The sequence below is a fragment of the Pleomorphochaeta naphthae genome (assembly GCF_055396005.1).
This window is the reverse complement of sequence record NZ_AP042457.1, coordinates 513,518-539,294: the sequence shown is the minus strand read 5'-3', so window position 1 is coordinate 539,294 and position 25,777 is coordinate 513,518. Positions and strand designations below refer to the sequence as shown.

The following is a 25,777-nucleotide window of genomic DNA, read 5'->3' as shown; positions in this document are numbered from 1 at the left end:
TTTCATACTACTTAAGAGATATTATAATTTAATACAGTTTATATCAGAAGGTTTATATTAACCTACATCACCATTAACATAAACTTTAGCTGTAAGAGCTTTTCCATCAGCAGATTGAATTGTCTTTCCATCTACTTTAACAATACCTTCTTCTGTATACATTGGCATACTAAAGAATTTACTGCCTTTAACATAGAAACGGGCATCTTCAGGAGCTGTTGTACCTTCTGGTAATAAAGAGGTTCCAACTTCAAAGTCATCAGCAAAAAGGACTTCACAAGTTGAATGATCTTCGTCATCTTTAGCACTAGCTGCTAGAAGCATACCACAAGATTTAACACCTCTAAATTTAGCAGGTTTAAGATTTTTAACTAAAACGATATTATGGTTCAACAATTGCTCAACACTATAGTAAGGAACAATTGATGATACAATAGTTCTATCTTCATCATTTTCATCACCAGTATCTAGTTTTAAAATATATAATTTATCACCTTCAGGATGCTTTTCAACATCAATAATTTTACTTACAACTAAATCTACACGATTTGCAAATTCTTGAGCCATTGATAGATTTTCTTCATTAGCTTCCATCTTCTTATTTTCTCCTACTTTACTCTTTTCTTCTCTTTCAGCTTGAGAACCACTATATTTGATTCTAAGTTCTTCAATTCTTTCATGTTCTAGTTTACTGAACAATAATTCAATATCACCTATTTCTGTAATATTTTCATATGTACCTAAAGATGACCAATTTGCATCTTCACATTTTACAAATTTCAAAATTTTCTTACTTGTTTGAGGCATATATGGTTCAATTAAAACACCCAAATCTCTAATTAAATAAACTAAAGTCCTAAGCAATTTAGCTGCACTTTCGGGATCTTCTTTTCTTGTTCTCCAAGGCTCACCATCTTGGAAAGCTTTATTACCAATTGAAGAGAGAAAGAAAATATTTCTTAGAGCATCTCTTTCACTTGCTCTCTCTAATAGTTGATCAATTTTATCTTCTTTTTCTTTGATTTGTTTAATTAAGCCTTGATCTAATTCACCTTCTGGAACCTTACCATCATAAAATCTATTAATAAATGTTAAGGTTCTATTTACTAAGTTTGATAAGTTACCGATTAATTCTCCATTGACCTTTTCTTCAAAATCTGCCCAAGTAAAGGTAACATCTGATTTTTCAGGTCTGTTGTAGAACATATAGAATCTCCAAACATCACTTGGGATATTTGTATCCATTACATCATTTCCAAAAATACCAACACCTAAACTCTTTGAGAATTTTCCACCTTCATAATTTAAATACTCGGTGGAACTCATATGATGCAACATAGTCCATTTTTCACCGGTTGCTAAAAGTGATGCAGGGAAGATTACTGTATGAAAAGGAATATTATCTTTACCTATAAATTGGAAAAGTTCTGTATCTTCTGGACTTTGCCACCATCTCTTCCAATCATCCACAGCGTAGGCTGAAATAGAAATATAACCAATTGGAGCATCAAACCATACATAAAATACTTTATTTTCAAAACCTTTCTTTGGAACAGGGATACCCCATTTTAAATCTCTAGTAATAGCTCTTTGTTTTAGACCATCTCGAATCCAACTTTTTGTAACTTGAACAGCATTTTTAGCCCAAAATCCTTCTACTGAAGCCTTATTCATCCACTCTTCTAAAAGTGGTAAGACTTTTGGTAAATCTAAGTATAGATGAGAAGTTTTCTTAACTTCAGGAGTTGTTCCACAAACACTACAATGAGGATCTATCAAATCTGTTGGCTCTAATAGAGATGAACAATTATCACATTGATCACCCTTTGCACCTTCACTGTGACAGTGTGGACATGTTCCATATACAAATCTATCAGCTAAAAAACGTTTACAATTAGGACAGTATAACTGTTCAATTTCACCTTCGTGAATATAGCCTTGTTCATCAACTTTGTTAAAAATATATTGAACTATTTCTGTTTGTTTTTCAGTACTAGTTCTTCCAAAATAATCAAAATTAACATCAAACCATTTATAAATATCTCTATGAATAGCATGATAATGATCACAAAGTTCCCTGGGAGTTACATTTTGCTGCAATGCTCTTGTTTCAGTTGCTGTTCCATATTCATCAGTTCCACAGACATATAAGGTCTCATAACCTTTTGATCTACAAAACCTAGCAAAAACATCAGCTGATAACACTTGTGTTAAATTTCCTAAATGAGGAATGTTATTAACATAAGGTAATGCAGAAGTAACTAGTCTTTTTTTCTTCATAAAACCTCCAGGCAATCTATCAAAAATTGCTTCTTTAAATTAGCAATAAAAAAATTTTAAATAATGCTTTTGCTATAATATAGTTGAAATCACAAATTTTCAACCTATCTTAAATAGTTTTACTCTCAATCTTTAAGAATTTTATTTTATTACCAAATATTTTTAAGAATATATAAATTTATTATAAAATACGTGCTATATTACAAATATCTTAGCGAAAAAAGGTATATAATTTACAAAGGAGCAAATATTGCTTGACCATTATAGGATATCTTAGTTAAATTTAATATATAAGAGATAAAACTCTTAAGGAGATAACATGGATCAAGAACCCTTTAAGACAGCTGCAAAAAGCTTTAATATTAGTCCAAAATTAATAATAGGTTTAATTATTGCTGTAATAGTTCTCGCCTCAGCTATGTCTAGTTTTTTCGTAGTTGATCAAACTGAACAAGCTGTTGTAACTAGATTTGGAAAATACAACAGAACAGTTGGACCCGGTTTACAAACTAAAATTCCATTAGGAATTGAAAAATCTTACAAGGTACCAACTCAAGTTGTTCAAACAATGACTTTCGGATATAGAAGCTCAGTTAATACTAGCCCTCTAATCGCAAGCACAGATTTCCCATCAGAATCTATAATGCTTACTGGAGACTTAAATATTATTGATTTAGAATGGATAGTCCAATATCAAATTAGTGACCCCGCACAATGGTTATTTAATGTACAACAAAGAGAGACTACCATCAGAGATATTAGCCAGAGCGTAATGAACCAATTAGTTGGAGATTTACCAATTCTATCAGTTATGACAAGCGAGAGAACATCTATTGAAATTCAAGCCCAAGATAATATGCAAAAAACATTTGACTCTTATGGACTTGGGATTAAGGTTGTAACAGTTAAACTTCAAAACATTGTCCCACCAGAGGGATCAGTACAAAACGCTTTTGAAGATGTAAACAAAGCTATTCAAGATATGAATAGATACATAAATGAAGGTAAGGAGCAGTACAACTCTATTATTCCTAAAGCACAAGGTGAAGCAAAACAACAAATTCAAATTGCTGAAGGTTATGCTAAGGAAAGAGTAAACAATGCAAAAGGTGATGTTGCTAGATTCAATAGTATCAGAGATACTTATGAAAAGAGTAAGCAAATAACTGCTGATCGTCTTTACATAGAAACTATGGAAGAAATTATCTCCCAAAGTGCTGATAATCTAACTTTAGTTGATAAAGATTTAGAGAACTTCCTACCAATTTCTCAAATTGAAAGTTCTTCTAATCAAAACACAGTTGTCGCACCAAGCACTAGCACTAGCACAGGAGGTAGTAACTAATGAAAAAATTTGTAACCACAATAGTTGTAATACTAGCCTTACTCGTTGTATTTGTTCTACTTGGACCATTCTACATTTTAAATGAGGGTGAACAATCAGTTGTAACTCGTTTTGGTAGAATTATCGATACAGAATATTCAGCCGGTTTGAAATTCAAAATTCCTTTTATCGATAATGTTGTAGTTTATCCTAAGAAAATCTTATCTTGGGATGGAGAAGCTCAAAGAATCCCAACTAAAGAAAATCAATTCATTTGGGTTGATACAACAGCAAGATGGAAAATTAGCGATCCAGCTAAATATTATGAAACTGTAAATACTGTAAATAACGGTATTGCAAGATTAAATGATATCTTAGACTCAACAGTTAGAACAGTTATATCTGAAAATTCATTAAATGAAGCAGTTCGAAATTCAAACCAAATTAATGAAATCAAAGTTGAGGACAATATTGTACAAAATTTAGATAACTTACAAGATGCTGAAAATCTAAGAAATTTAACAAAAACTACCTCGCTTCAAGAAACTATTGAAATTGGACGTGAAGGTTTATCAGCTAAGATGTATGAAATAGCAAGTGGATTTACTGATGCTTATGGTATTGAATTAATAGATATAATCATTCGTCAAATAAGATACAGTGATGATTTAACTCAGAGTGTTTATGAGAGAATGATAAAAGAAAGAAACCAAATTGCAGAAGCTTACCGTTCTTACGGCCGTGGACAACTTGCTCAATGGCAAGGTAAAACAGAGAGTGAACAAAAAAATATTATCTCAACAGCCTATGCTACTAGTGAAGAAATAAAAGGTATTGCTGATGCTGAAGCTGCAGAAATTTATGCTAAAGCTTATGAAGAAGATCCTTATTTCTTTAAACTTTGGAGAACTCTAGAATCTTATAAAAAAACAATTCCAGATCTAAACAAAATACTTACCACTGATATGGAATACTTCGATTTACTATATGGTATAGACGTTGATAAATAATATTTATTAATTTATATATCAAATATAAAACTTGAATGGGCTTATTTTCAAACTCCCATTCAAGTTTTTTTTATAACTTATAATATTATTTTTGTTAATGTGATAACAATATTCTATGAATATTTATTAATAAATTTTGTTTTTTATTGTATAAATATTAAATTATACTTGATTTCTATTCGCTAATACTGTATAAATATTCTAAATATTATATGGAGGCAATTTATGATAAAGGTTGGAATCGTTGGAGCAACTGGTTATTCAGGAGCCAAACTTGTAGAATTATTACTAAATCATAAAGAAACAGAAATTGTATATTTAGGTTCTAAAACATATGAAAATCAAAAATTTCAGGATATATATAAAAACTTCTCAAATATAGATCATTTAATTTTACAAAATTTAGACTTACTTGAAGTTAGCAAGATGTGTGATGTCGTTTTTTTAGCAATGCCAAGTAAAATAGCAAAAGACATGGTTACTCAAAATGTATTAGATAATGCAGTAATTATTGATTTAGGTGCTGATTTTAGATTAGAAGATCCAAAGGATTATGAAAATTGGTATAAAGCAAAACCAGCTAACCTAGCAGTGCTTAAACAAGCTGTATATGGATTAACTGACATTCATAAAGATGCTGTGAAGAATACCAATTTAATTGCAAATCCAGGGTGTTATACTACTTGTTCTATTTTGACACTAGCTCCTTTACTTAAGAACAATTTAATTGATACACAATCAATTATAATTGATGCAAAAAGTGGGGTAACAGGAGCTGGAAGAAGCTTAAACATTAATTCACTTTTTTGTGAAGCGAATGAAAATATTAAGGCTTACGGAATTACAACTCACAGACATACACCAGAAATCGAACAAGAATTAAGTAAAGTGGCAAACAAAAAAATTCGCGTCCAATTTACACCTCACCTAGTGCCAATGAATAGAGGGATCCTTGCAACTTGTTATGCTCGTTTAAAAAACAATGTTGACTCTTCAATGATTATTTCAGCCTATAAAACCTTTTATAAAGATTGTAAAGCAGTAAACTTTTTAGGTGAAAACAAAATTGTAGAAACTAAATATGTAAAAGATACAGAGCGAATAGATATTAGCTTCACAATAGATAAGCGGACTAACAATATTATTGCTCTAGGAGCAATAGACAATTTAGTCAAAGGTGCTAGTGGACAAGCTATTGAGAATATGAATATTCATTTCGGCTTTGATCAATATATGGGATTGAAAACTTTTAGTTCAACTCCCCTCTAAGGAAAAAAAATGTACAAAATATTAGATAACCCAACCTTACCTAAAGGATATAAAATTAATGGAATCGCTTGTGGATTAAAAAAAGTTAAAAAAGATTTAGCCATATTAGTAAGTGATACCTTATGTAATTCAGCTGGAACTTATACAACAAATAAAGTTAAAGCAGCCCCTGTTTTGTGGGATAAAAAATTAACAGACAATAAATTTAAAACAAAAGCAATAATTGTTAATAGTGGAAATGCAAATGCTTGCACTTCTTTAAAGGGTGAAAAGGATAATGAAGAGATTGCTTTATCAGTTTCTAAAAACTTAGATTGTGATAAAACAAATGTATTAGTTTGCTCTACAGGTGTTATCGGAGTTCCGTTAGATATGGAAACATATAAAAAAGGAATAAACACAATTATACCAACTTTAAAGAAGAGTGATGAAGCCTTAATCGATTTTAGTACAGCTATATTAACCACAGACACATCAAATAAAATTATAAGCGTACAAACCACTATTGATGAGAAAGTTATTACAATTACTGGTGTTGCAAAAGGTTCTGGAATGATACATCCAAATATGGCAACCATGTTAAGTTTTATTTTTACAGATGCCAATGTTGAACAAACAGCTTTACAAAATCTCCTTGGAGAAACTATTGAAGATACATATAACATGATTAGTGTAGATGGAGATACAAGCACAAACGATACAGTTCTTGCCCTTTCAAATGGCGAAGCTAAAAATTCATTAATTAAAGAAAACACAAAAGAATATGAAGCATTTAAAGATGCTTTCATGTTTGTTAATACATATTTAGCAAAAGAAATAGTTAAAGATGGAGAAGGTGCAAGCAAATTTATAGAAGTTTCACTAACTGGTGCAAAAACACAAGAAGATGCTAAATCCATAGCAAGAACTGTAATTAGCTCTAACTTAGTAAAATGCGCATTCTTTGGTAGTGATGCTAACTGGGGACGAATTCTTTGTGCTATGGGTTATAGCGATAGTGAATTCACTGTTAACAAAGTCACAATCCATTTTGAAAGTGATAAAGGTAAAATTTGTGTAGTCCAAAATGGACAGCCAATAAAATTCGATGAAGATTTAGCCAAAACAATTTTGCTAGAAAAAACTATTTTAGTTCATATTCAACTACAAGATGGAAATTTTAGTGCTAAAGCTTGGGGTTGCGACTTAAGTTACGACTATGTAAAAATTAATGGAGATTATAGGAGTTAATATGCAAGAAGTTATAAAAAAAGCAGATATTCTTATTGAAGCAATTCCATATATTAGAAAATTTTCTAATTCAACAGTCGTTGTTAAATATGGTGGTTCTGCAATGACTAGTGAGAAATTAAAGAAATCTATTATTGAAGACATTTCAATGTTAAAATATTTAGGTGTAAATATTGTTGTAGTTCATGGCGGTGGTTCAGATATTACAAAGACTCTAAAAAAAATGAACAAAGAGACTAAATTTGTAAATGGTCTTAGAGTTACAGATAAAGAAACTGCTAAAATTGCAGAAATGGTTCTATCAGGAAATATCTCAAAATCATTAGTACAAGATTTAAATGCACAAGGATTGAGCGCAGTTGGAATTAGCGGTAAAGATGGTAATACTTTAGAAGTATCTAAAGAAATAAAAAGTGTAGATTTAGGGTTTGTTGGCAAAATCGATAAAGTAAATACTCAGCTATTAGATACTCTTATGAAAAATAATTACATTCCAGTCTTTTCCCCAATCGCTAGCGACAAAAATGGGAACACATATAATATAAATGCTGATTATGCAGCAAGTGCAGTAGCAGCAGCACTTAAAGCTCAAAAATTAATTTTTTTGACAGATACAAATGGCATCCTAAAAGATGCAAAAGACAACAATAGTGTTATAAGCAGACTTACTAAGAATGAAGCAATTAAATTTATTGAAGATGAGGTTATAACAGGAGGAATGATACCAAAAGTTCAATGCAGTATTGAAGCTATTGAAAAAGGTGTTAAGTCTATCCATATTTTGGATGGAAATCTACCTCACTCTATTTTATTAGAAATATTTACATCTAAAGGATGTGGAACAATGATGTTTAATAAGGAAGAAGAAAATGAATAAACAAATTGAAGAATCAAAAAATGTAATCTTAAATACTTATACTAAATTTCCTGTAGTTTTTGAAAGCGGAGAAGGAAATTACCTAATAGACAGCAATGGAGATAAATATCTTGATTTTGTAGCAGGAATTGCTGTAAATGCCCTCGGATATAATAATCCAGAAATAAAAGCTGCTTTAACTAAAGTAATGGATAAAGGAGTTTTTCACACTTCTAACCTATATTGGCATCCTTATGAATTAGAAGCTGCTTCAAAACTGATAAAACTCTCAGGCTTAGAAAAAGCTTTCTACTGTAATAGTGGAGCTGAGGCAAATGAAGCTGCTTTGAAATTAGCTAGAAAATTTGGATCAAAAGACAATAGATATAAAATCATATCAATGAATCACTCATTCCATGGTAGAACTTATGGAGCTGTTTCAGCAACTGGACAAGATAAATATCATAAAAACTTTTTTCCCCTATTAGAGGGAATTGTTTATGCTGATTATAATGATCTAAACAGTGTAGAAAAAGTTTTAGATAAAGACTGTTGTGCAATTATTGTTGAGCCTCTTCAAGGTGAAGGGGGAATCATTCCTGCAACAAAAGAATTCTTACAAGGGTTAAGAGATTTAGCAGATAAACATAACTTACTATTAATCTTTGATGAAGTGCAATGCGGTATGGGACGTTGTGGAAAGCCATTTTGTTATCAAGTATTCTCCGTAAAACCAGATGTACTCACACTCGCTAAAGCACTAGGTGGCGGAATTCCTTGTGGTGCTATGGTAGTTGGAAAGAAAGCAGATAATATCTTCCAACCTGGAGACCATGCTTCTACTTTTGGTGGGAACCTAATGGCTTTAAGTGCTTCAAGTGTTGTTTTATCAAAATTAGAAGATAAGAACTTTTTAAAAAATGTTGAAGAAAATGGAAAATTTTTGACTGAAGAACTTAAATCTTTAATTGAAAAATATCCTGAAAAACTAGATAGCGTCAGAGGTATTGGATTAATGCAAGGGTTAATTGTTAAATGTAATGCCTTAGATATTATTTCAGGTTGTTTAAATAATAAATTACTTGTTGTAAAAGCTGCAAGTGATGTTGTTAGATTTGTACCGCCTCTTACTATAACAAAAGAAGAAATTTCAAAAATGATTTCGATACTAGATAAAGTAATTGCTGAAGTTTAAAAAAAGAGGGAGAAAAAATCTCCCTTTTTTTTATTTTTTATATTTTTTAGCCTCTTGAGCAACAATGAGATTTATTTTATTAATTAACTGTAATAATTCAAAATTTGTTACAGTTGGATTTAGTAAAGTACATTTTAAATAGACTTTATTGTTAAAAGTAGTCTGACCAATAACTAAGCCTTGCTCATGAAGAAGTGCTTTACGAATTTTTTTATTTAATTTGTCAGAACCTCGATGTTTAAAAACGACTGAACTTAATTCAGGTTCAATTAATGTTTCAAAAACTTCGTCCAAGTCTAATAAATTATATAAAGTTTTAGCATTATTAATACATTGATCTACAATATTATTATAGCCTACTCTTCCTTGAGTTTGAAAAGCAATCCAAACTTTCAGAGCATCAAAACGTCTAGTTGTTTGAATAGATTTTCCAACCAAATTAGTATAGCCTTCAGCTTCATCTTCTTCTCTATTTAAGTAATCTGAATGCAATTGATAAGGCTCTAATAAGCTTTTATTTTTAACTAAAAAAGCACTACAACTAATTGGCAGCAAAAACATTTTATGAAAATCGATAGTAATTGAATCAGATACTTCGATACCATCAATCCTATTTCTGTACTTATCACTCATAATTAGAGCTCCACCATAAGCAGCATCACTGTGTAAATACATTGAGTAATTATCACAAATCTCTCTAATTTGTTTTACATCATCTATACTACCATAATCAGTAGTACCAATGGTTGCTACCACAGCTATTGGGATTAAACCTTTAGCTAAATCTTCCTTAATCATAATTTTTAATGCTGTAATGTCCATTTTAAACTTATCATCACAAGCAACTTTTCTAACAGCATCATAACCAAGTCCTAATATGTGTGCAGACTTCTCTACAGAAAAGTGAGATAATTTTGAAGTATATATTCTAAATTTATGATAATTACTAGGCAAACCTTTTTTCTTGATATCGTGATTCAAAACATTATTGCAATACCAATCTCTAGCACACATGAGTCCACTAAAATTAGACTGTGTCCCACCAGAGGTGAAAACTCCATCACTTTCATCACCTAAGTTATACAACTGAGTTAACATTTTAACAACTTTTAACTCTACTTCTGTAGCAATTGGACTTTGATCCCATGAATCCATGGACTGATTAAAAGATGCAATAATAAGTTCACTTGCAATGCTTTCAATAATCGCTGGACTGTGCAAATGTGCCATATAACCTTTAGAAGAAGTATATAGAAAATTAGGTAAAATTTTTTTAACTACTTTATCTAAAACTAGATCAAAATTATTTCCATTTTCTGGCAAAATTTCAATTTCATTTAATTCCTTCTTCAACTCTTGTGGGGATAGACCACGATATGCAAAAGAGGTATTAAAGGAAGAAGTAATAGCCGTAGTCGTTTTTTCTATAACTTCATTAAAATATTGCTTACTTTTAATTTTATTTGAGAGAAGCAAGTTATCAAACTCCATCGTTTACCTCCTTAACTACAGAAGAGAAGATATCTAACATTTCATCAAGTTCAGAGTATTTAACATTTAGAGCACATAATACCCTCATCACAGAACCAAATCTTCCCCCCTTTTCCATAATCAAATGTTTTTCAAAGCACATTTTTTGAACAGTTGCTGCAAAAGTAGATGAAGGAGGAAGAGACCCTATTGAATCTGCAGTTCCTTTTGGATCAACAAATTCTATACCTATCATCAATCCCTTTCCTCTGATATCACCAATAATAGAAACTTCAGACTTTAATTGATTCAACTTATTAAGTAAATAATCACCTTTTTCTCTAACTTCTTGTAAAAAGGATTCTTTACCTACAGTTTTCATAACTACAGTCCCAGCAGCCATTGCTAACTGATTTCCTCTAAAAGTACCTGCATGAGAACCTGATTGCCATCCATCGTATTTTTTATCATAAATAACTAAACTCATAGGTTGGGTACCACCTATAGCTTTAGAAACTAATATAGCATCTGGGATAACAGAAGCGTATTCGTGAGCAAAAAATTTTCCACTTCTACCAATTCCACATTGAATTTCATCAAAAATTAACGGAATATCTAATTCTTTAGTAACTCTTCTAATTTCTTGTAAAAATTTTATAGGAGCAGGAATAACACCACCTTCTCCTTGAATAGGTTCAATTATAACAGCTGCTGGCTTTTTTATTCCTGACTCAGGATCTTTTAAAGTTCTTTCAAAATATGCAATTGCAGCATCAGTACCTTTATCTCCACCAATTCCAAATGGACAACGATATGAATATGGATAAGGAAAAAAATGGACATCAGGCATTAATGAAGCGACTTTCTCTTTAGCACTAAGGTTCCCAGTTAAAGCTAATGCACCATGTCCCATTCCATGGTAAGCTCCTGAGAAAGCAATAACAGAACTTCTACCAGTTACTGTTTTAAAAAGTTTAATTACTGCATCAACTGCATCTGTCCCTGAAGGACTACAAAATTGAAACTTAACATTACCCCTCATTTCTTTTGGCAAATTTTCAATTAATGTTTCTACAAATAAGTCTTTAGTTGGAGTTATTAAATCTAAGGTATGAAGTGGGGCATCACTTTGGATTAAGTCAATCATTGCTTGATTGATTTCTTTATTATTATGACCCAAAGCTAGAGTTCCAGCCCCACAAAGGAAATCTAAATACTTATTTCCTTCAACGTCTACTAAATAAGAGCCTGATGCCTTATTCAAAGCAAAAGGGAATTTCCTAGGGTAACTTCTTGCATTTGATTCAAATGCGTTTTGTCGGTTAATGTAATAATCATTATTTTTCATTTGGTTACTTCCTTAACAAAATTTTCACCAAAACCCATTTATTAGTTGCTAAAAGAAATTGCTAACTTTTTATTTACGGTTTTCTAGATAGGGAGAATATATATATATTTTAAAAAAAGCTAGACTTTTATAAGTGATTTTATGAATTTTTTATTATTTTATTTTTAGCTATAAAATTCCGTTATTTTAAATTAAAATATGAGTATAAAACTAACAAATCAAAATATAAAATAATCACCCTTTTTTTAAACTTAATTCTTATAAATATTATATACTTATTTATAATTATTTCATTAAAAAAAAAGCCAATAAAATTATAAAAGGGTTGAATGATACCAACCCAAATTTAATAACAATTAAAATAAAGTATTAACTAGCACTTATCAAATTATACGCGGCTTTATTTACTAAGCTAAAAAGTATAAATAAAAGAATAAACGACGAAATAAAAGCTAAAATCAATAAATTATATTTGAAGAAAATAATTAAAATCGAAGGAGCTATTACTATCAAAGCACCAAGCATTCCAAGAAGTCCATTTATATTTCTTTTCATAGCGCTTGTTGCGTTATCCCATTCAAGCATTGGATTGTGAAAATCCAAAAATAAACCAGAGAGAGATATATTTACACTATTTAAAATAAACAAAGGAATCATCCAAACTAAATGACTGAAATTTATTTTTAAGAAAATAATAAAAGCTATTAAATAAACAATCTGTAAAACAGTTACAAAAAGTAAATGGAAAATAACTTTTGAGAAAACAATAGTTGAAGACTTTATCGGAAGAAGCTTATTTATCTTAAACAATTTGCCTTCTCTACTAACAGAAGTTGAAGAAATTAGAACCATAGCTGCAAACAGCTGACAAATTAGAAAAACCCCTGGAATAAAGAACTTATTACTAGATAGATTTCCTAAAAGTGAATTGATATCGGCTAAGTTTCCTGTAAATTTCCAAACTAAAATTAAAATTAAAGGAATAAAAGCTTCCGAAAAGCTTTCAGCCATAAAACCTTTCTCTCCTGTTATTATAAAAAATTCCTTTTTAATTAGAGTTACAATCTTAGGTGAACTGTTTAACAATATATCTGATGAAGAGACTTTATTCTTTACCCTTCTATTTTGATTATTAGCTTCATTAACAAAATTTAAACACTTATGAAATAATGGAGATATAATATAAAAAGATAATAAAGCGACTAAAAAAGTAATTAAAGCAAACAAAATAAAAGAAGAAAAACTTGAAAACATTTTACCTGCAAGTGAAAAATAAGGTAAAGATCCAATCTTTTCTATCATACTTTTATAGGCTAGAACTTGAGTTTCAACGTCGTCTGTTGAAAGTAAAGAAGTCATTTGATTTGACATTCTGCTTAGATATAATATTGCAATAAAGAAAGGACCATTTGAAAAAATATAATCAACAATTTTTATATTCTTCCCTTTAAAAAGATATACTTTTATAGTTACTAATAAGCTACTCAATATTAAGGGTAAAACTGGTAAAAATAATAAAAGAATAATGGAGGATATAATTATTAATGGAGTTACCCCATTAAAAAAAATTATCGAAGCTACTAAAGGTAGTGTTACAATTAAATTAACCAAAAGCGAATAATAATAACTAACCATAAACCTAGATAAAAAAAACTCACTCATAGATATAGGTAAAAGTCTCCACAAAGTAATATCTTTACCTCTAAAATAAGTATATTCTAAATACGTAGTACTAATAAATAATATAAAGATAGTACCTACTAAAGTACAATAAGCAATTCCCTTCTCTAAAATATTTAAACTATTGGAAATATATAAATATCCAAAAAAACTTGAACCAATCAAAAAAATAAAGCTCAAGGAGATAAGCAAAATACCTAAAATTTTTAGAACGGTGCTTACAACTTTATTTCCTTTTTTAGAGGCTTTAGATACAAACTGCTCTAAAGGCTTAGAAGCTATAATCTGATTTTTTACTAAAGATCTTACAACATTTACTCTCATAACATTGCCTCATCAACTTTAGACTCTAAATCTTCATTTCCTGTTATTTCTAAGAACAATTTTTCTAGTGAAGCATTTTCTTTTTCATTAAAATCTTTTAATGATGTATTTAATACAATCTCACCTTTATTTATTATTGCAATTGAATCGCATAAATTTTGTGCAACTTCCATAACATGTGTTGAAAAGAATACAGTTCCTCCCTTATCACAAAATCTTCTCATTACATCCTTTAAAATAAATGAAGCTTTAGGATCTAAACCAACCATTGGCTCGTCTAAAACTAATAATTTTGGTTCATGAATCATAGCAGCAATAACACCTAATTTTTGCTTCATACCATGAGAGTAAGAAGAAATCCTATCATTTATAGCTTTTTCTAAAGCAAATAATTTTATTAATCTCTCAGCTCTCTCTTTTCTTAAAGACTTATCAACAACAAAAATATCACAAATAAAAGATAAATATTGTAAACCTGTCATCTTTTCATAAAACAAAGGTTCATCAGGAACAAAACCTATCATTGATTTAGTTACAAGACTTTCTTTTGTTACACTGTGCCCTGCTACATATATTTCTCCGCTAGTGGGCCTCAGAACTCCCATTAACATATTTATAGTTGTACTCTTGCCAGCTCCATTTGGACCAAGAAATCCAAAAATCTCTCCACTTTTAACAGTTAAATTCACATTTTTAACTGCAAAAGGTTTATTTTTATCATATTGCTTACTTAAATTTTTAAATTCAATCATTGTTTCCACCACCTAGATATCATTTTGATATCAATTTAATTATTTAACATCTCCATCTTTTTGTCAAGAAAAAAAATATATGAACAATACTAGATAAATCACAATTTATTTTATAAATATTGATATTTTCAATTGTAATTATACTCTATTTTATGAATATTTATTTATAATTATTCGATATTTTAACTTTTTTTCTATTTTTTTAAATATTTATTCACAAAACTACTTGAATAGAGATGTATATTTATGCATAATATCCATAATTAATTTATCTTAATCAGGAGATAAGGGAAATGAGTAATAAAAAAGTAGTTTTAGCATACAGTGGTGGTTTAGATACGTCAGTAATTCTAAAGTGGTTAACAAATAAAGGCTTCGAAGTTATTGCATATGTTGCAAATGTCGGCCAACAAGAAGATTTCAAAGCAATTGAAGAAAAAGCATTTGCAAGTGGAGCTTCTAAAGTATATATTGAGGATTTGAGAAAAGAATTAGTAACAGATTATGTTATTCCTGCAATGAAAGCAAATGCAATCTATGAAGGAACATACCTACTTGGAACATCTATCGCTCGTCCTATCATTGCAAAACGTCATGTTGAAATTGCAAAAAAAGAAAATACAGTATATGTTGCTCATGGTGCAACAGGTAAAGGTAACGACCAAGTTCGTTTTGAATTCGGTTATTATATGCACATGCCTGAAGTTAAAATCATAGCACCTTGGAAAGATCCAGAATGGCTAAGTGAATTTGAAGGTCGTTCTGATATGATTAACTATGCAAAGAAATATAATATCCCAATAAAAGCTTCAACAAAAAAACCTTTCAGTGAAGATGAAAACTTAATTCATATTTCTCATGAAGCAGGTATTTTAGAAGATGCAAGTAAGAGATGTCCAGAAGATGTTTATAATTTATCTCTTTCATATAAAGATGCACCAGATGAAGAAACTTTATTAACTTTTGAATTCAAAGATGGTGTTCCTGTTTCTGTTACTAACGAAAATACTAATACAACTGTAACAGATCCACTAGAAATGATTTTATATCTAAATAAAATTGGACATGACAATGCAATTGGAAGAGTTGATATGGTTGAAAACCGTTATATCGGAATCAAGAGCCGTGGTGTATATGAAACTCCAGGTTGTACAATTCTTTGGCAAGCTCACCATAATCTTGAAGGGATAACAATGGATAAAGAGGTTATGCACCTCAGAGATTCATTAATGCCTAAATATGCTGAACTTGTATACAATGGTTATTGGCATGCACCAGAATTTGATATGCTAAATGCTGCTATGGAACAAAGTCAAAAAAATGTAACTGGTACTTCTAAAGTTGCTCTTTATAAAGGCAATATTATTATGGCTGGTATCTCTAGCCCTGTATCTCTTTATAATGAAGAATTAGGCTCTATGGAAGTAAGTGGTGGTTACCAACCAGTAGACTGCAAAGGCTTTATTAATATTAATGCTATTCGTCTAATGGCCTCGTCAGAAAGGGATAATAAATAATGAGAAAGAGATACTAAATTTTTAGTATCTCTTTTTTTAACTTAAAAACTGTTGCACAATGTTGTATATTTAGTCTATAATTGCTACAGTACAAACTAATTGAGTGAGAATGCTATGTGTAAATCAATAATGGAAAAAGCTATTGAAAAAGCTGATGAAACTATGTGTGCAGGAATCGGTGGACCATTTGGTGCAGCTATAATCGATAAGGACAATAACATCTACGTTGCTAGCAACTCCGTTCTAGACTCTCATGATGCAACTGCCCACGCTGAAGTAAATGCTATTAGAAAGGCTTCAAAAGCTTTAAAAACCCATGATTTATCTGGATGTACTCTATATACAACATGTTATCCTTGCCCCATGTGCATGAGTGCAGCTATTTGGGCTAATATTGATAAAATAGTATATGGATGCACAGCGAAAGACGCGGCAGAGATTGGTTTTAGGGATGATTTTATTTACTCATTTATTCAGAATAATTGTAATGATGAAAATATTATTGAGATAAAACAACAAGATAGAGAAAAAACTCTAGCTCTTTTTAAGAAATATAAAGAAAAACTAAATATAATATATTAGTAATATTTCTTAAAAGAGCCAGATTCTAAAGAATCTGGCTTTTTTAATAGAAAACTATTGATTTCTAATATTTCCCTATCTTTTTTAGATGTTTGAAATTAGCAAAAAACTATATTCTAAACATAAAGGTTGTTTATTTTTAAAGAGGAGGCAGCTATGGTAAAGTTAGGTTGGATTGGAACAGGTGTTATGGGTAAGGCAATGTGCCTTCGTTTAATAGAAAAAGGCTACAAGGTAAATGTATATAATCGTACAAAATCAAAAGCTGAAGATTTAATAAATAAGGGAGCCACCTATTATAATTCTCCTGCAGAAATCGCAAAAAACAGTGATATCGTTTTTACAATTGTAGGCTTTGTCAAAGATGTTGAAGAAGTTTATTTTGGAGATAACGGTTTATTTTCAGCAGGAAGAAAAGGTCAAATCTTTTGTGATATGACAACAACAAGCCCTACTCTTTCTAAAAAGATTTTTGAAAAAGGTCAGTCTTTATCTATAGAAACCTTAGATGCTCCTGTCTCAGGAGGAGATGTCGGGGCTAAAAATGGAACTCTATCAATCATGGTAGGAGGAAAACAAGAAACTTTTGATAAAATGGTAGAATATTTTAAAATCTTAGGAAAAAGCTATATTCTAGAAGGTCCAGCTGGAGCTGGCAGTCATACAAAAATGGCTAATCAAATAACAATAGCAGGAACAATGGGCGGAGTATGTGAAGCTCTATTATATGGTGAAAAAAACAACCTAGATGCAACAACTCTCGTAAATACAATCAAAGGTGGAGCAGCAGGATGTTGGACTTTAGACAATCTAGCTCCACGAATTATTGCCGATAATTATAATCCTGGATTTTATATAGACCATTTTGTCAAAGATATGAAAATAGCCTTAGATGAATGTAAAAAATTAAATTTAAATTTACCAACATTAAAATTGGTAGAAGCATTATATGAAAAATTGCAAAAAAGTGGTAATGGAAAGCTAGGAACACAAGCTCTAATTCTAGCCTTAAGAGAAATGAATAATTCTAAAAATAAGGAGTAATTATGGAAATCAATAAAGAAGGCGCAACCTTAATAATTGACAACAAAGAAATAAAATTAGATGTCCTACATGATAATGTAGATATAACATCAATTGATATTTCATCACTCAGAGCAAAAACAGGAATCCTTACTTATGATCCTGGATTTGCTAATACAGGTTCTTGCCAAAGCTCAATCTGCTTCGTTGATGGCGAACATGGAATTTTAAGATACCGTGGTTATGATATTGAAGATTTAGTTGAAAACTGCGATTTCGTAGAAGTTGCTTACCTATTAATCAAAGAAGAACTTCCTAATAAGGAACAAAGACTAGCTTATCAAGAATTATTAAACAGACACTCTATGCTTCATACTGATATGCAACTGTTTTTTAGAGGATATCCACAAAGGGCCCATCCAATGAGTATCTTATCTGCTATGGTTGCATCCCTTTCTGCATTCTACCCAGAATTAGATGGTGATAATCCTGAAGATCATTTGGATTTAACTGTAACAAGACTTCTTTCAAAAATGAGAACAATCGCTGCCTATACTTACAGACAATCAATTGGCCAAGATATCGTAAATCCTTCATATAAATATTCATATTGTGAAAACTTTTTACATATGATGTTTGATTCTCCTGTAAAAAATTATAATCCAGATCCTAAGTTAGTCCAGGCTTTAAATAAATTATTAATTTTACATGCTGATCATGAACAAAACTGCTCTACAAGTGCAGTTAGACTAGTTGGGTCTTCAGCAGCTAACCTTTATGCATCAGTTTCTGCAGGGTGTTGTGCTCTTTGGGGTAAAAAACACGGTGGAGCTAACCAAGCTGTTTTAGAAATGCTAGAAAACATTAAAGAAGAAGGTTGGAGTATTGATGAAATCATTAAAAAAGCTAAAGATAAAAATGATGACTTTAGATTAGCAGGATTTGGCCATAGAGTTTATAAAACATATGATCCTAGAGCTAAAATTGCTAAAAAACTTTGCAGAGAAGTTTTAGCTGACGATGCATCAAACGATCCTTTATTAAATATAGCATTAGAACTTGAAGAAAAAGCTCTTAAAGATCCATATTTCATCGAAAAGAATCTTTACCCTAATGTAGACTTCTATACTGGAATTATTTTCCACTATATGGGAATACCCTCTGATATGTTTACAGTAATGTTTGCACTAGGTAGACTCCCTGGCTGGATTGCACATTACTTAGAATGGAATAAAGATCCTTATCAAAAAATTGGAAGACCTAGACAAGTTTATACTGGTTTAAACCATAGATCTGTAGTTCCAATCGATCAAAGATAATCTTTTAATAAATCCTAATTATAAAAAACCCTAAAGTAATTTTAAAAAATTCTTTAGGGACTTTTTATATCATTGATAAAATTAAATGTAATTTTACCAATTAAGAGTATTATCCACGAATAAATTTTTCTTTTGTTTATATTTAACTAGTGTATCACATCTACCAAAAGGTGCTTGTCCGATTCCATATTTTCTACCAACAGTTATGAGGGCAAATGCTTTTTTCATTGGTTTATATTTCTTAACTTTTTTCTTTTTTATTTCTTTATATAAATTTTTTGCTACAAATTTAGCCTGTTTAGTAGCTAAAAAACCAAGTTTAATTTCATCAACATTATTAATATCACCTATTGCCCAAATATTTGTTGCGTCTTTTACCTTGAGATAATCATCTACAATTAATTGATTTTTTTGATTTACTGAATTGATGAAATCTTTTTTTGCAAAATCTGATTCAAAACGATTTCCAAAAGTTTCATAAACTACATCATAAACTATATTCTCATCATTTAGTTTTAATATAACTTTATTTTTTTCACGTTTTTCAACAACTGGCTTACTATTTAATTTTGTTTCAACACCTAATTTATTTAAATGATTAAGGGCTCTTTTACTAGTGGAAGTACTTAATGAAGATAGCACTCTATCACCTCTATTATATAATGTAACTTTTTTATCTTTATAAACATCTTTAATTTCACCAGCTAATTCAACACCTACGACTCCACCACCAATTATGGCAATATTATTAGCAGCTTTTAATAATTTTGAATTACCTTTCCATTGAATATCTCTATCTTTCTTAGATTGCTTTTCTCTAATTTTTAATTCAGTAAATCCATTAATGCCAGATCCTGTTGCAAGTATACAATAATCAAAATTAATAGAATCGCCATTATCCAAAATAACTTTATCTTTTTTTAATTCAACGACCTTAGACATTATGTGTTTACTGTGAATTAAATCTTTTATTCTTCTTCTAACTTTTTTCCCAAAATCGATAGGATCAACTAAAGCTCTCAGCATTCCATAAGGAACTTCTAAATAGTCTTTTGGTTCAATTAAAACAATTTTCTCTTTTAAATCAAATTTTTCAAATTCTCTGATAAATTCAATACCTGCTATACCTCCACCAACTACAACAATTTTACTCATACTTTACTCCCTCAACAATTTAAGATTTTTCAATAAATTAAAAATATTTTCAATTATTTATTATATCACAGCAAATACAAAACTAGCAATCAAGTTCTTATACTACCTATTTATTACGTTAGATATTTATTACAAACTTTAATTTATTCATCTTAAAAACATGTTAGAAAAACCTTTTATTTTTAGATATTTGATGTTATTCTTCAAAAGATGAAAAACAAAAGATGGAAAACTAGTGACGAAACAGTTTCAAGCCTTTACTACCATATACTTTGGTGCGTTAAATATAAAAGAGAATTATTAATTGATGACGTAAAGCAACGACTTGAGGATTTACTATATGAAAAATCTAGAGAAATAGATATTAAAATAGTATCTATAGAAATTATGCCAGAATGTGTTCATTTATTTGTAAAAGCAAATCCTGAAGATAGTCCTCATTATATAGTTCAACAATTTAAAGGCTGCACATCTAAAACTTTAAGAGAAGAATTCTCTCAATTAAAAACAAAAATTCCAACACTTTGGACTCGTAACTACTATGTATCTAGCTCAGGAATTTTAAATGAATCAGAGATTAACACATTTTTAGAAAGCCAAAAGAATAAATAAAAAGATAGTTGCCCTAGCAACTATCTCTTTTTATAATAAAAACAATTTTCTATTTTTTCTTATTTTTTAATACGTTTAATAAACCTCCGGCTAATAACATATCCAATTGATCTTTTGTAATATCACACTTCATCTTAATGTTTCTCTCTCCAATATTGACAATAACTGGATTATTTTCTAAATGAGCCATTGTGATTTGATCTGGTAAATCTTCAATTAATATATGTTCACCTTGTTTAATATTATGATAATCAGCTTCATCTAAAAATGTTAAAGGGACTATACCAAAATTACATAAGTTATTTTGGTGTATTCTTTCAATTGAAATAGCTAATACTACTTTTACTCCCAAATACATAGGACAAATAGCAGCATGTTCCCTTGACGAACCTTGTCCATAAGAAGCTCCTGCTACTATAAAGTTACTTACACCAATATCCTTATTGGCTTTACATCTAGTTGCAAAAGTTGAATCAACATTTTCGAAAACAAATTCAGAATAAGCTGGAATATTTGATCGATATTTCAATCTAGCTCCAGCTGGCATTATATGGTCAGTTGTAATTTTATCACCAACTTTAATAGTAATTTCACCTTCAACATTATATGCTAGAGGCTCATTAGTTGGTGGAGCACCAATATTTGGTCCTCTAATTATTTCAGCATCACTAGTATCTTCACTTGGGAAAATAAACATAGAATCATCAATTGTAAAATGTTTAACTTCATCAAAATTTGGATATTCAATCCCATTATCATCTAATGGATTTGTAAAGACACCTGTTATAGCACTTAAAGCAGCTGTTTCAGGACTTACTAAATAAAGTTGCGCATCTTTAGTTCCACTTCTACCTTCAAAATTCCTATTTGAAGTTCTGAGAGAAACAGCTTTACTAGAAGGGCTTTGATGGTTACCAATACAGAAACCACAAGCACTTTCTAAAATTCTAGCACCGGCTTTGATTAGTTTCTCTAAGCTTCCATCTTCACTTAGCATTAACAAAACTTCTCTACTTCCTGGAGCGATACCTAAACTTACAGAAGGATGAACAGTTTTACCATCCAAAATATATGCAACTTTTCTCATATCATCGTAGCTAGAATTTGTGCATGAGCCAATCAATACTTGATCAACCTTTTTACCTTTTAACTCTTCAATAGTTTTAATGTTTCCTGGACTATGAGGACATGAACATAAAGGCTCAACCTTTGCCAAATCTATTTCAAATAATCCATCATATTTTGCGCCTTCATCAGCACTTAACTCTTTATAAACATCACCTCTACCTTGGGCTTCTAAAAATCTTTTTGTATTTTCATCACTTGGGAAAATACTAGTAGTAACACCACATTCAGCTCCCATATTACATATAGTAGCTCTTTCTGGAACTTCAAGAGATTTCACTCCCTCCCCTGTGTATTCAAAAACGCAATTAACATTACCCTTAACACCAAATTTCTTAAGTACAGTTAAAATAACATCTTTTGCACTAACCCAAGGACGTAGTTTATTAGTTAATCTTATTTCAATAACTTTTGGACAAATGATATGAAAAGGACCACCTGCCATGGCAACTGCAATATCAAGTCCACCAGCTCCTATAGCAATCATAGAAAGTCCACCCCCGGTAGGTGTATGTGAATCACTTCCTAAAAGAGTTTTTCCAGGAGCACCAAATCTTTCTAAATGAACTTGGTGACAAATACCATTGCCAGGACGTGAAAAAACAATTCCCTTGTTTGCAGCAATACTCTGAAGGTATTTATGGTCATCAGCATTTTCAAAACCAACTTGCACAGTATTATGATCTACATAACTAACTGCTAATTCATTTTGAACCCTATCTAATCCCATAGATTCAAATTGTAAATACGCCATTGTTCCTGTGGCATCTTGAGTTAAAGTCTGATCTATTTTAATTCCTATTGGCTCACCTACATGATAGTCTCCCTCGACTAAATGCTCCATAAGTATTTTTTCTGTTAATGTTTTAGCCATTTAATTCACTCCTATACGTCTAAATTATAATGAGAATGCAATAAAATTCAACCACTATAGTTATTTCTAGCAAATAATTATTTTCTCTATCATGACAAAATATCAAAACTAGGAATACTAAGTTATATTGCTTACAACCTTTGAATCCTTAAATTTATGCTTTGCATATATATTATAAATAATAACCTCTATAATAATTACACTAAACATAAATATGCTAAAATCAATCATAACAGTCCTAAAATCCATTAATTCATAAATTAAACCACCAAAGATAGATCCTAATACTACCCCTAAGGTTAATAAAACTTCATGAATCATCATTCTCCTAGCTCTATTTATAGCGCCACTAACCCCATGGAATATACTTTGCATGTAAATTAGGGAAAATACAAATCCAAATAAAATAAATAAGATAAACCAAGAATAATAACTAGTAAACAAAATAGATATATAACTTAATACAGCTAAAAATAATTGAGATAATATAATTAATGATCGTTTAAAATGCCAGAACGAGGCTTTTCCTAAAAAATAAAAAGCTAGACAGCTAGTAAGTCCACGACTCCAAAGTAGCCAACCAATTTTAGTTTCATTAATTAATAAGACTTCTCTACCATATAAAGGGAATATATTTAACAACATACCCATGAAGAAATATCCTAAAATTATAGCACCCCAAGATAAAAACCTTAGAGGAGTACTCTCATCTTTTAATAAATTTTCCTTTTTATACTGTTTTTCACTTTCGACTGCTTTTAAATATGGAACTTTTGTTGTAAAAAATAAAACATTTAAAGCTAAAATAAAAAAAATCACAACACTGACAATAATTGGTAAGGCAACATTTTGTTCAGTTAAAACTCCACAAATAATTGGAGAAATTGATCCACCAAACCCCCATGACAAATTAAAAAAGCTTATAGCCCTATTTAATACTTTTTTTTCTCTACCTCTAGAAAACCAAGTTTCCATAGGAGGCCAAAGTAATGCCATAAAGGCTCCATATAATATCAAAGAAATTAGAATATTTATATATTTTGTAGAGTGTAAAAATAAAAAAATAGAACCACCCATTCCTAGTAGTGATACGAAAATTATATGCCTAGGACTAAAATGACTAATTGGTTTATCAATAATTAAACAAAAGATAACATATGAAACGGAATAAGAAGAAATGGATATTCCAATCAAAGAAGGAGAATAAGAAAAGACATCTTTTAAATAATAAACTAATGATAAATTAATCATTGAGATTATCATTTGAGAAACAAAGGAAACACTACTTAAAAACAAAAGTTGCTTATTGTCATGATTCATATAAAACCACTTATATTGTTAATTTTTGCTTAGATTATCATACTTAAAAAAAAATGTCTTGTTTTATTATTGGAAATAGGCTATTTTTTTTACATGAGTAATAATAATTTATTAATGAATGCACCTTTTTTATCAGCATTTTTTGCTTGTTTAATAGCTCAATTCATAAAACCTATCATAGCCCTTATCGTCGGGGATAAATTTGAGATAAAAAGAGCAATTTCCACAGGGGGAATGCCTTCAAGTCACACTGCCACTGTTATAGCATTAACCACTACAATTGCTTTTAAATATGGACTTAATTCCCCATACTTTGCAATTTCTGCCGTATTTGGCACTATTGTAATACATGACGCTATGGGAATAAGAAAGGAAGCAGGCAAACAAGCTGAGCTTTTAAACCAGTGGAGTAAAATCTTTACAGAAATTCATGAGGAAGGACAATTTACTCAAGCTAATTTAAAAACAATGCTTGGCCATTCGTTTTCTCAAGTATTCTTTGGAATTATTTTGGGACTAATAGTCGGTATTGTCTCCTCTTACGTTTTTTAATACAGTTTTTACTGAACGTTAAATTTAAAAAATAATAAATATTCCAATTTAATATTATAAATATACAGTATTTCATATTTTTTTAAAAAAATTAACTTATAAATATACATTCATTATTGACATTATATGCATATTTATGCATAATCTCATTAAATTACATTAAAAAAGGCAATTTAGGAGAGAATTTAATGAAAAAAAATCTATTTATTTTACTTGGAATATTAGCTGTATTAAACTTTAATATTTATGCAGGTGGACAAACAGAAGAGGATAACACCTTAGTTGTAGCTAGCAATTGTGAATGGCCACCATTAGAATATGTAGCAGAAGATGGAGAATTTGCTGGTTTTGAAATTGAATTATTAGCTGCTTTAGAAACAGTAACTGATTACAAATTTGAAGTAGTAAATGTTGCTTGGGATGGTATTTTTGCTGGTCTTGCAAATGGTGCATATGATTTAATTGCTAGTGGAGTATCTGTCACAGAAGAGAGAAAGCCAAAAATGGAATTCTCAACTCCAATTTTAGAAATTACTCAAAGTATTATCACACCAATTAATTCAACAGGCATGACTAATCTAAGTGAAATTAATGGCAAGACTGTTGGTGTTCAAATTGGAACAACTGGTCATTTAGTATTACTAGATAGTGAAGATCTAGATATCGAAATAAAAGCATATGATAATATTGCCTTAGCAATTGAAGATTTAATTAACGGAAATTTAGATTGTGTTGTTACAGACAGTGTTGTAGCTAGTGACTATGTTGTTGTAAATGAAAACTATAGTAGCAAATTAAAAGTTGCAGGAATTGCGAGCGATGAAGCAGAACCTATTGCAATGGCCTTTAAAAAAGGTGATTTAGATACTTTAAAAATTGTAAATGATGGTATTGCTAAATTAGAAGAAAGTGGTGAATTAGCTGCCTTAAAAGCTAAATGGAATTTATAATCTTAATAAA

At 30.2% G+C, this 25,777-nt stretch carries 21 protein-coding genes; 13 read left to right on the top strand and 8 right to left on the bottom strand.

The features are described 5' to 3' along the window. Positions 1-57: 57 nt before the first annotated feature. Entirely contained in the window at positions 58-2,280 is a 2,223-nt protein-coding gene (gene metG / locus ACZ5SO_RS02490; protein ID WP_464626566.1) for a methionine--tRNA ligase, read from the bottom strand. 319 nt (positions 2,281-2,599) lie between these two features. On the opposite strand from metG, the gene hflK reads away from it, so the two are divergent. The 6 genes from hflK (at position 2,600) to ACZ5SO_RS02460 (ending at position 9,164) form a co-directional block, all read left to right on the top strand. Continuing rightward, complete coding sequence (hflK, locus tag ACZ5SO_RS02485; RefSeq protein ID WP_464626565.1) at positions 2,600-3,625, top strand: FtsH protease activity modulator HflK; 1,026 nt, start codon at positions 2,600-2,602, stop codon at positions 3,623-3,625. Continuing rightward, positions 3,625-4,614: a protease modulator HflC gene (gene hflC, locus ACZ5SO_RS02480; RefSeq protein ID WP_464626564.1), complete on the top strand. Its 990-nt coding sequence runs from the start codon at positions 3,625-3,627 to the stop codon at positions 4,612-4,614. The genes hflK and hflC overlap by 1 nt, the downstream gene beginning before the upstream one ends. Before the next feature lie 225 nt (positions 4,615-4,839). Then, entirely contained in the window at positions 4,840-5,883 is a 1,044-nt protein-coding gene (argC, locus tag ACZ5SO_RS02475) for an N-acetyl-gamma-glutamyl-phosphate reductase (protein ID WP_464626562.1), read from the top strand. A gap of 9 nt (positions 5,884-5,892) precedes the next feature. After that, positions 5,893-7,113 (top strand): bifunctional ornithine acetyltransferase/N-acetylglutamate synthase, encoded by a 1,221-nt coding sequence (gene argJ / locus ACZ5SO_RS02470; protein WP_464626560.1) that lies wholly within the window; start codon positions 5,893-5,895, stop codon positions 7,111-7,113. Between the two features lies 1 nt (position 7,114). Beyond that, entirely contained in the window at positions 7,115-7,990 is an 876-nt protein-coding gene (gene argB / locus ACZ5SO_RS02465; protein ID WP_464626558.1) for an acetylglutamate kinase, read from the top strand. Further along, positions 7,983-9,164, top strand: coding sequence for an aspartate aminotransferase family protein (locus ACZ5SO_RS02460; protein WP_464626557.1), 1,182 nt, complete (start codon positions 7,983-7,985; stop codon positions 9,162-9,164). The genes argB and ACZ5SO_RS02460 overlap by 8 nt, the downstream gene beginning before the upstream one ends. A gap of 30 nt (positions 9,165-9,194) precedes the next feature. Here ACZ5SO_RS02460 and ACZ5SO_RS02455 read toward each other — a convergent pair whose 3' ends face one another. From ACZ5SO_RS02455 to ACZ5SO_RS02440, 4 genes are all read right to left on the bottom strand, one after another. Continuing rightward, complete coding sequence (locus tag ACZ5SO_RS02455) at positions 9,195-10,655, bottom strand: pyridoxal phosphate-dependent decarboxylase family protein (RefSeq protein ID WP_464626555.1); 1,461 nt, start codon at positions 10,653-10,655, stop codon at positions 9,195-9,197. After that, complete coding sequence (locus ACZ5SO_RS02450; RefSeq protein WP_464626554.1) at positions 10,645-11,982, bottom strand: diaminobutyrate--2-oxoglutarate transaminase family protein; 1,338 nt, start codon at positions 11,980-11,982, stop codon at positions 10,645-10,647. Before ACZ5SO_RS02450 ends, ACZ5SO_RS02455 begins: the two co-directional genes overlap by 11 nt. Positions 11,983-12,351: 369 nt before the next feature. Next, positions 12,352-13,986 carry a hypothetical protein gene (locus tag ACZ5SO_RS02445; protein ID WP_464626552.1) on the bottom strand — a complete coding sequence of 545 codons (1,635 nt, stop codon included), beginning with the start codon at positions 13,984-13,986 and terminating at the stop codon, positions 12,352-12,354. After that, entirely contained in the window at positions 13,983-14,738 is a 756-nt protein-coding gene (locus tag ACZ5SO_RS02440; protein ID WP_464626551.1) for an ABC transporter ATP-binding protein, read from the bottom strand. The genes ACZ5SO_RS02445 and ACZ5SO_RS02440 overlap by 4 nt, the downstream gene beginning before the upstream one ends. Before the next feature lie 293 nt (positions 14,739-15,031). Here ACZ5SO_RS02440 and ACZ5SO_RS02435 point away from each other — a divergent pair, with 293 nt between their 5' ends. The 4 genes from ACZ5SO_RS02435 (at position 15,032) to ACZ5SO_RS02420 (ending at position 19,179) form a co-directional block, all read left to right on the top strand. Further along, entirely contained in the window at positions 15,032-16,255 is a 1,224-nt protein-coding gene (locus tag ACZ5SO_RS02435; protein ID WP_464626549.1) for an argininosuccinate synthase, read from the top strand. A gap of 114 nt (positions 16,256-16,369) precedes the next feature. After that, positions 16,370-16,837 (top strand): nucleoside deaminase, encoded by a 468-nt coding sequence (locus ACZ5SO_RS02430; RefSeq protein ID WP_464626548.1) that lies wholly within the window; start codon positions 16,370-16,372, stop codon positions 16,835-16,837. 156 nt (positions 16,838-16,993) lie between these two features. Then, complete coding sequence (locus ACZ5SO_RS02425; protein WP_464626547.1) at positions 16,994-17,881, top strand: NAD(P)-dependent oxidoreductase; 888 nt, start codon at positions 16,994-16,996, stop codon at positions 17,879-17,881. Positions 17,882-17,883: 2 nt separating this feature from the next. After that, positions 17,884-19,179, top strand: coding sequence for a citrate synthase (locus tag ACZ5SO_RS02420; protein WP_464626545.1), 1,296 nt, complete (start codon positions 17,884-17,886; stop codon positions 19,177-19,179). A 93-nt stretch (positions 19,180-19,272) separates the two neighbouring features. Here ACZ5SO_RS02420 and ACZ5SO_RS02415 read toward each other — a convergent pair whose 3' ends face one another. Further along, positions 19,273-20,334, bottom strand: coding sequence for an NAD(P)/FAD-dependent oxidoreductase (locus tag ACZ5SO_RS02415; RefSeq protein WP_464626543.1), 1,062 nt, complete (start codon positions 20,332-20,334; stop codon positions 19,273-19,275). Between the two features lie 210 nt (positions 20,335-20,544). Here ACZ5SO_RS02415 and tnpA point away from each other — a divergent pair, with 210 nt between their 5' ends. Next, entirely contained in the window at positions 20,545-20,946 is a 402-nt protein-coding gene (tnpA, locus tag ACZ5SO_RS02410; protein WP_464626541.1) for an IS200/IS605 family transposase, read from the top strand. Positions 20,947-20,995: 49 nt separating this feature from the next. On the opposite strand, the gene ACZ5SO_RS02405 is transcribed toward tnpA, so the two are convergent. Further along, entirely contained in the window at positions 20,996-22,945 is a 1,950-nt protein-coding gene (locus ACZ5SO_RS02405) for an aconitate hydratase (protein ID WP_464626539.1), read from the bottom strand. A gap of 117 nt (positions 22,946-23,062) precedes the next feature. Then, positions 23,063-24,265: an MFS transporter gene (locus ACZ5SO_RS02400; RefSeq protein ID WP_464626538.1), complete on the bottom strand. Its 1,203-nt coding sequence runs from the start codon at positions 24,263-24,265 to the stop codon at positions 23,063-23,065. Between the two features lie 93 nt (positions 24,266-24,358). Between ACZ5SO_RS02400 and ACZ5SO_RS02395 the strand changes: the two genes are divergently transcribed. Then, positions 24,359-24,817, top strand: a complete 459-nt coding sequence (locus ACZ5SO_RS02395; RefSeq protein ID WP_464626537.1) for a divergent PAP2 family protein — start codon at positions 24,359-24,361, stop codon at positions 24,815-24,817. 188 nt (positions 24,818-25,005) lie between these two features. Continuing rightward, positions 25,006-25,767: a transporter substrate-binding domain-containing protein gene (locus tag ACZ5SO_RS02390; protein WP_464626535.1), complete on the top strand. Its 762-nt coding sequence runs from the start codon at positions 25,006-25,008 to the stop codon at positions 25,765-25,767. Positions 25,768-25,777 lie beyond the last annotated feature (10 nt).